Consider the following 7973-nt stretch of genomic DNA (forward strand, 5'->3'; position numbering starts at 1 on the left):
CGGCACAACTGGCCTGGGCGGGTCAAGGCGGCGGCGGAGGCTGGATCGCCTACCGATTTTCAACACGGAGGACGACGGAGGACCACAAAGGGCCACGAAGACCGGACCTTGCTGGGATATCGGGACTGACCAACCGCGTTCCTGGACGAACAGCCGCGGTGCAGTGGATCGTCGGCGCTGGGCCGCCCGGATTCGTCCGCACTGCAGGCATGAAGGACGGCCTGCCCGGCTTCGTCGTCCAGGAGCCTGAGAATCAACCGGTTTTCTGGGCAATTCTAAAAAAATAATGCCATATTTTACAGGATGTTAGCGGCTTCGACTCCGGCCAGGGTCGATTGATTTTCAGGCTTTGACTCGTTCACACCCTTCGTGATCCTTCTTCTTCCTCCGTGTTAAAAATTTCGAAGCATGAACCAGCACGGACGGTGCCGGATGACGCCGGCACCACCCCCCAGACCTTGCCGACCGTGACCGAGGCAAGAGACATGCAACCTTCCGCACCAGCGGCCAGAGTACGGAACCGGCAGTTCGTGGCCGGTGCCGATGCTGTCGATCCAGGCCCTCACCGTGGCCGACTCGACCAGCCGACCCGCGGCGATTTCGGCGCGGGCCGCTGAACATCGGCCATTCCAGGTGGCTTTGCGCCGGCATGCGCACCGGCCTTGCTGCAAGCCCCCCTCCCGCCAAGCGCATCACCTATTCAGGTGGACGCGAAGCAAACCCTTGACCGCGGGGGGCCGGTTGAGCAATTTCCGCGCTTCACCGGGCGAGAACACGTCCGCGCTGTTTCAAGGATCAGCCTCATGGCCAAGTCGAACACCGTTCAAATCAAGCTGGTGTCCACTGCGGATACCGGATTTTTCTACGTCACCAAAAAGAACGCCCGCGCGCAGACCACCAAGCTCGAGCTGAACAAGTACGACCCGGTCGTGCGAAAGCACGTCCCGTTCAAGGAAGCCAAGATCAAGTAGCGGTGAGCATCCCCGCCACTTCCACCCGGTTGCGTCCCTTGCGCTTGGCTTCATACAGGGCAGCGTCGGCCGCCGTCAGAAGTGTGTCCGGCGCAATGGTCTGAATCCGGGCGCTGGCAATCCCGATACTGATTGTCAGCGGCGTCCGGGTCCCGCATGCAGCGATGAATTCGATGCTCTCGACAGCAAGCCGCAGCCGCTCGGCCGCGGCATCGGCTTCCTGTGGTCCGGTTCCCGGCATGACCACGACAAACTCCTCGCCGCCATAGCGTGCCACCGAGTCAAACATGCGCGTATTGATGCGCATCGAGTCGGCAATCAGCCGTAGCGCCTGGTCGCCCGTGGCGTGGCCGAACCGGTCGTTGACCGACTTGAAGTGGTCGACGTCGATCATCAGCACCGCCAGTTGGCGGCCCTGGCCGGTTTCGATCAATCCGCCCAGGTGGCGCCGCAGATAGTGCTGGTTGTACAGACCGGTCAGCGCCATCTCCAGCGGGCGCCGAAGTCGGATCGCAGTCCGTCCTGGTAGATCTTCCGGCGGATCTGGTTGCGCGCCCTGACACGCAGCTCATGCGTGCCGATCGGCCGCAGCAGCCAGTCGTTCGCGCCGAGTTCGACGCCCCGCAGAATACGATCCTTCTCACCGGACCCGCGCCATCAGCATGTTGGATTCGACGGGCTTGGTCAGGAAATCGTCGGCGCCGGCCTCAAGGCCGCGCAGGCGTTCGGCGGGTTCGCCGAGCGCCGTCACCATGACGACGGGAATGTGCAGCGTCGCGGCGTCCGCCTTCAGCCGGCGGCAACATTCGAAGCCGTCCATGCCGGGCATCATCACATCCAGCAGGATCAGGTCAGGCTGCCAGATCGTGGCGAACGCCAGGGTTTCGAACCCGTCCCGAGCGGTCTTGACCTGATAATATTCCGCCGAAAGCCGTGCCGCGAGCAGTTGCGTGTTGGCTGGCACGTCGTCGGCGATCAGAATACGCGCGGTCATACGGTGCCGATCTTTCCCTGACTGATCGCCACCGTCGGAAATGGCGTCCGTCGCGCCAGCTTATAGCCGAGGCCCGGAACGGATCGAATCGGTGACAATTGCAGGTCAGCGAACCGCGAATTGCGTCTTCCCGAACATGATGTCCCGTTCCTCGTCGGTCATTTGCGTGCGGCGCTGCTTCTCGGCCAGGACCTCGACCCCGCGCTGCACCGCCGGCCGCGCCGCGATGGCATCGTGCCATCGCTTCACGGCGGGATAGTCCGACAGGTCGATGGCGCGGCGCTCGGGGTTCCGGATCCAGGGGAAGTTGATGATGTCGGCCATCGTGTAGTCCGGTCCGGCCAGGTACTCGGACTCGCTCAGGCGCTTGTTCAGGACCCGGTGCAGGCGCCTGACCTCGTTCATATAGCGCTCGATTGCGTAGGGAATCTTCTGGCTGGCGTAGTTGGCGAAGTGATTATACTGCCCGAACATCGGGCCGGTGCCGCCGATCTGGAACATCATCCATTGCAGGCACAGGTAGCGCTCGGCGCCACCGGCCGGCATGAGCTTCCCGCCGGTCTTTTCCGACAGGTAGATCAGGATCGCCCCGGATTCGAACAGCGTGAGCGGCTTGCCGCCAGGGCCGTCGGGATCGACGATCGCCGGAATCCGGTGGTTGGGCGTGATCGCCAGGAATTCCGGCTTGAACTGGTCGCCTTTTCCGATGTTGACCGGGATGATCTTGTACGGAAGTCCCAGCTCCTCCAGAGCGATATGAACCTTGTGGCCGTTTGGCGTCGGCCAGGTCCAGACTTTTATCATGGGCGCCCCCCTGAGGCGATTTGCGGTCCGAGCATCGCCGGTTGCGGGTGCGGCGTCAAAGCCCATGGTGCGAGCGTTTCCGCTCCAACGTCATGGCTGGGCGCGTTCCCTTGCGTATCAGGATAGAGCGATTGCCGGAGAAGGATTTGGCGCCGCAGCCGTTCTCTTTCCGTCATGGCCGGGCGTGTCCCGGCCATCTACCCCGCGCCGTTCGTGCGCAGATGGCCGGGACACGCCCGGCCATGACGGTGGGGCAACGGACCCGGCCCTGTCTCTTTCAGTCAGCGCCAATGCGGACGAGCCGGGCCATGACAATCGGGTGGCGGTTCGGTCCTGCATCGTGCCGGTGGCGCGCTAAACCTGCCGGTCGATGATCATCTGCTTGATGGCGCCGATGGCCTTGGCCGGATTGAGGCCCTTGGGACAGGTATCGGTGCAGTTCATGATGGTGTGGCAGCGATACAGCTTGAACGGATCCTCAAGCTCATCCAGCCGCTGGCCCGTCGCCTCGTCGCGCGAATCGGCAATCCACCGGTAAGCCGCCAGCAGCACCGCCGGACCAAGGTAGCGGTCGCCGTTCCACCAATAGCTGGGACACGCCGTCGAGCAGCAGAAGCACAGGATGCACTCCCACATGCCATCGAGCCTGGCACGCTCCTCCTTGCTCTGGCGCCGCTCGCCATCCGGCGGCGCCGGGGTATCGGCCTGCATCCACGGCTTGATCGAGCGGTACTGCGCGTACACCTGCGACAGGTCTGGCACCAGGTCCTTGACCACCGGCATATGCGGCAGCGGGTTGATCTTGACCGCCCCCTTGACCTCCTCGATCGGCTTCAGGCACGCCAACGTGTTGCCGCCGTCGATGTTCATCGCGCAGGAGCCGCAGATGCCCTCGCGGCACGAGCGCCGGAAGGTCAGCGTCGGATCGACCTCGTTCTTGATCTTGATCAGCGCATCCAGGACCATCGGCCCGCAGGCGTCCAGGTCCACCTCATACGTGTCGGTCCGGGGCGGCTTGCCGTCGTCCGGAGACCAGCGATAGATCTTGAACTCCCTGATCCGCTTCGCCCCGGCAGGCGCCTTGAACGTCCGGCCCTGGGTCACGCGGCTGTTGGTGGGAAGGTTGAATGCGACCATGGTCTTCTTCTGATCCTACGGAATGACGTGCGAAGCGGGCCTAGTAAACCCGCTTCTTCGGCGGGAAGACCGACACTTCGTTGGTCAGCGTCCGCATCCTGACGGGCCGGTAATCGAGCGTCACGTCGCCCTTGGCATTGCACCAGGACAGCGTGTGCTTCATCCAGTTCTGGTCGTCACGCTCGGGGTAGTCGTCGTGTGCGTGGGCGCCGCGGCTTTCGTGGCGCGCCTCGGCACTGGCCATGGTGGTCATCGCGCTGCCCATCAGGTTGTGCAGTTCCAGCGCTTCCATCAGGTCGCTGTTCCAGATCAGGCTGCGGTCGGACACCGACATGTCGGCCAGGCCGCCCCATGCCTGCTTCATCTTCGCCACGCCTTCCGTCAGGCTCTTGGCGGTGCGGAACACCGCGGCATGGCCCTGCATCGAGCGCTGCATCGCCAAGCGCAGGTCCGCCACCTTGGTGCCGCCCTTGGCATACCGGGTGTGGTCGAACCGGTCGAGCGACGCTTCGCCGGCCTTCGGCGGCAGCGACGGTTGGCTGGCGCCCGGCTTCAGCATCTCGGCCGCCCGGTGCGCCGCGGCCCGGCCGAAAACCACCAGGTCGAGCAGGGAGTTCGTGCCCAGGCGGTTGGCGCCATGCACCGACACGCAGGCGGCCTCGCCGACGGCCATCAGGCCGGGAATGGTTGCATCCGGGTCATCCTTGGTCGGCCGCAATACTTCTGTATGCACATTCGTTGGGATGCCGCCCATGTTGTAGTGCACTGTGGGCAGGACCGGAATCGGCTCCTTCGTGACGTCCACGCCAGCAAACACCTTCGACGTCTCGGAAATCCCCGGCAGCCGCTCGTGCAGCAGATCGGCGCCCAGGTGCTCCAGGTGCAGCATGATGTGGTCCTTGTGCGGGCCACAGCCGCGTCCGGCGTTGATTTCCATGGTCATCGAGCGGGAGACGACGTCGCGGCTCGCGAGGTCCTTGGCGGTCGGGGCATAGCGCTCCATGAAGCGCTCGCCTTCGGAATTAGTCAGGTAGCCGCCCTCGCCGCGGGCGCCTTCGGTGATCAGGCAGCCGGCCGGGAAGATCCCGGTGGGGTGGAACTGGACGAATTCCATGTCCTGGCAGGGCAGGCCGGCGCGCAGCACCATGCCGGTGCCGTCGCCGGTGCAGGTATGCGCGGAGGTGCAGGACAGGAAGGCCCGGCCATACCCGCCGGTAGCCAGCACCACCGTCTGCGCCCGGAAGCGATGGATGGACCCATCCTCGAGGTTCCACGCCATGACGCCGCGGCACGCGCCTTCCTGGTCCATGATCAGGTCGAGGGCGAAGTATTCGATGAAGAACTCGGCCTCGTGCTTGAGGCTTTGCTGATACAGCGTGTGCAGGATGGCGTGACCGGTGCGGTCCGCCGCCGCGCAGGCGCGCATCGCCGGCTCCTTGCCGTACTCCTTCATGTGGCCGCCGAACGGGCGCTGGTAGATGCGGCCGTCCTCGGTGCGGCTGAACGGAACACCGTAGTGTTCCAGTTCGTAAACCGCGGGAATGGCCTCGCGGCACATGTACTCGATGGCATCCTGGTCGCCCAGCCAGTCCGATCCCTTGACGGTGTCATACATGTGCCAGCGCCAGTCATCCTCGCCCATGTTGCCCAGGGCCGCGCCGATGCCGCCTTGCGCCGCGACGGTATGGCTGCGGGTCGGGAACACCTTGGTAATGCACGCCGTCTTCAGACCGGCCGCACCCATGCCGAATGTCGCCCGCAGGCCGGACCCGCCGGCACCGACCACAACGACATCATAGGTGTGATCGATCACGTTGTAGGCACGTGACGAGGGCATCGTGATCGCGTTCATCAAGCTCTTCCCTGTGTGCTCAGAAGCCGATTTTCAGCACCGAGACGAAACAAATCAAACCCAGCAGCCAGGGCCCCCCGCGCGCCAGCAGCAGGGCGACCATCTTCGCCGGTTCATGATGGACGTAGTCCTCGATCACGGTCTGCAGGCCCATCTGCAGGTGGTGGAACGTGGCGATGATCAGCGCCAGCATCAGCACCATCGGCACCGGCGCGGACATCCAGTGCATCACCGCCGCACGCGGGGCGCCGGCCAGGTGGATCACCGAATAGATGAACCAGAGGCTCAGCGGCAGCAGGGCGAGTCCGGTCGTCCTTTGCGCCCGCCAGTGCGCCGATCCCGCCTTAGCGGATCCCAGGCCGCGCGCCCGGCCCAGCGGGGAGCGCAGCATGTCGACATGGGGTGTTCCCGCCATAATAATCCCTCACCAAACTGCCAAGCCGATAACCCAGACCAGGACCGTCGAAACGCCGGTGGCGATGACCACAGCCCAGCCAGTGACGTTGTATGTTGGCGAGTCGAACCCAACGCCCGCGTCCCAGATCAGGTGGCGCACGCCGCTATACAAGTGAAAAAACAACGCAAACGACCAGCCGAACAGCAGCAGCAGCCCGAGCGCCGAGCCGATGAACCACTGTGCCGTCGCGAATGCCGCATCCGATGTGGCGGCGGCGACCAGCCACCACGTCAGCAACAGGGTCCCCACGCCCAGTGCGACGCCGGTCACGCGGTGCAGGATCGACAGCGCCATGCTGATGGGCCAGCGATAGATCTGAACATGAGGGGACAACGGACGGCGCACAAGCTTGCCGTCCGTGTTGCGCGCAACCATCAGCGCCTCGCGTACGTCCTTCACCGGTTGCTCCAGGTCTGGGGGCGCCATTTCTATCGTGACGGTGGCACCGAACCGTCGCGGGTGCTTAACCTTGTGGGATGGAGGGGTCAACGCGGGTCATCCCAAATCGGGCCATGGCTCGGTTGTTCGACGGCGGAACCTTCGCGGCGGAACGACTACGGCGGGCCGTGGCGGTGACCCGGTGGCATTCCTGCCGACCCGCCCAACGCCATGGGCCGGTCGATTGCCATCTGCCTGATCGGGTTGCGTGGCTGAAGCGCCACCGGCGTGGTGGGGCGCTGGCCACGGCCAATGCGGGCGCCGCTCCGTTTCCGGGGGCTGCCCGGCCCGGGGCGCGGAAGAGGCTACGGCCGATGGCGGCGCGCCTGGCTTTGCCGGGACTTGACCGGCTCCAGCACGTCCACCGCCGGTCTGGCCTGGGATGGCGCTTCCCATGGCCTGGTCCGGCCGATCAGGCCCCGGCGCCGATGCCGCACCAGTGATCGATGATCTACCTGTTTTCCTATGGGTGCCGCGTATTGCTTTGGTTGGGTGGGACGGTTACAACTGAGGGTTGAGGTGGTGGCGGATGAGCGTATTCTGTTGATGCCGTTGCGGCCCTCGGACTGCGACGTCTCAGGCGCAGCGCGCTGCCCGGGCACCGCGCGCTTGCGGTAAGATCTCCATGGCGGATGGCCAATCCTCCGAAGCCCACTGCGCTCTTTCAAGGCGGCTTCCTGTCGCGCAAGCCCCCCTTTCGCTTCGTGCACCGAGCAGAACACCTTGGACAGCACAGTCCATCAGGTCATCGGCGGCCACAGACGGCCTCATGGTTCAGGGCTTCATACAAGCTTTTTCAGGACCGGCGACGCCTTGAACCGCACTGTCTTGCCGGCCTTTACTTTAATCGACTCGCCAGTCCGGGGGTTCAGCGCCTTGCGGGCCTTGGTCTTGCGGACGGTGAAGGTGCCGAAGCTTGGAAGCGTGAACTTGCCGGTCCGCTTCATCTCCTTCACGATGGCATCAATCAGGTGATTGGTCGCGCGGTTGGCCGCAGCCCCTGTCACGTCAGTTGATTGCTGAATGACGCGGGCGATGAACGCTTTAGACATCTCCGTTCCTTCTTCGTCGAAATTCGGCGCACAATGGTAATTTCATGGAACGAGACGGAAGTCTTTGCAAAATTGCGAGATAATTTCATATCATCTGATATTCATTCGAACGCCGATCCGCCGGTAACGCCTGATCCCGCCTTATTCGTCGCTACACGAAAATTTCACTTGTACTTTCCGAAATATCCTTCCGAATCAGCGTGTTGTCATCATTACCGCGCTGCGAAGGAGCCGCACCCAATGGGTGAAGCGTCGCCGATGTTCATTC

The 7973-nt window shown here is 63.9% G+C and carries 10 protein-coding genes; 2 read left to right on the forward strand and 8 right to left on the reverse strand.

The window, feature by feature from the left end; translation table 11 throughout:
• Both CCS01_RS34625 and rpmG read left to right on the forward strand, forming a co-directional pair.
• On the forward strand, positions 1-287 hold a 287-nt coding region (locus tag CCS01_RS34625; protein ID WP_204848240.1), incomplete at its 5' end, for a hypothetical protein.
• Positions 288-803: 516 nt separating this feature from the next.
• On the forward strand, positions 804-971 hold the full coding sequence (rpmG, locus tag CCS01_RS12230) for a 50S ribosomal protein L33 (protein ID WP_104519101.1): 168 nt from the start codon (positions 804-806) through the stop codon (positions 969-971).
• Here the strand turns inward: rpmG and CCS01_RS35880 are convergent.
• The 8 genes from CCS01_RS35880 to CCS01_RS12265 form a co-directional block, all read right to left on the reverse strand.
• Positions 964-1458: a GGDEF domain-containing protein gene (locus tag CCS01_RS35880; protein WP_338049976.1), complete on the reverse strand. Its 495-nt coding sequence runs from the start codon at positions 1456-1458 to the stop codon at positions 964-966. The genes rpmG and CCS01_RS35880 overlap by 8 nt on opposite strands.
• Positions 1459-1611: 153 nt before the next feature.
• Positions 1612-1965, reverse strand: coding sequence for a response regulator (locus CCS01_RS35885; protein WP_338049977.1), 354 nt, complete (start codon positions 1963-1965; stop codon positions 1612-1614).
• Between the two features lie 105 nt (positions 1966-2070).
• Positions 2071-2769, reverse strand: a complete 699-nt coding sequence (locus CCS01_RS12240) for a glutathione S-transferase N-terminal domain-containing protein (RefSeq protein ID WP_104519102.1) — start codon at positions 2767-2769, stop codon at positions 2071-2073.
• A gap of 354 nt (positions 2770-3123) precedes the next feature.
• Positions 3124-3906, reverse strand: coding sequence for a succinate dehydrogenase iron-sulfur subunit (locus CCS01_RS12245; protein ID WP_104519103.1), 783 nt, complete (start codon positions 3904-3906; stop codon positions 3124-3126).
• A gap of 40 nt (positions 3907-3946) precedes the next feature.
• Positions 3947-5758, reverse strand: a complete 1812-nt coding sequence (gene sdhA / locus CCS01_RS12250) for a succinate dehydrogenase flavoprotein subunit (protein WP_104519104.1) — start codon at positions 5756-5758, stop codon at positions 3947-3949.
• Positions 5759-5777: 19 nt separating this feature from the next.
• On the reverse strand, positions 5778-6173 hold the full coding sequence (sdhD, locus tag CCS01_RS12255) for a succinate dehydrogenase, hydrophobic membrane anchor protein (RefSeq protein WP_104519105.1): 396 nt from the start codon (positions 6171-6173) through the stop codon (positions 5778-5780).
• Positions 6174-6182: 9 nt separating this feature from the next.
• Entirely contained in the window at positions 6183-6614 is a 432-nt protein-coding gene (sdhC, locus tag CCS01_RS12260; RefSeq protein ID WP_239992133.1) for a succinate dehydrogenase, cytochrome b556 subunit, read from the reverse strand.
• Positions 6615-7435: 821 nt separating this feature from the next.
• Entirely contained in the window at positions 7436-7705 is a 270-nt protein-coding gene (locus tag CCS01_RS12265) for an HU family DNA-binding protein (protein ID WP_104519107.1), read from the reverse strand.
• Positions 7706-7973: the final 268 nt, after the last annotated feature.

It is taken from the genome of Rhodopila globiformis (assembly GCF_002937115.1).
In the GTDB taxonomy this organism is placed as follows: Bacteria; Pseudomonadota; Alphaproteobacteria; order Acetobacterales; family Acetobacteraceae; genus Rhodopila; species Rhodopila globiformis.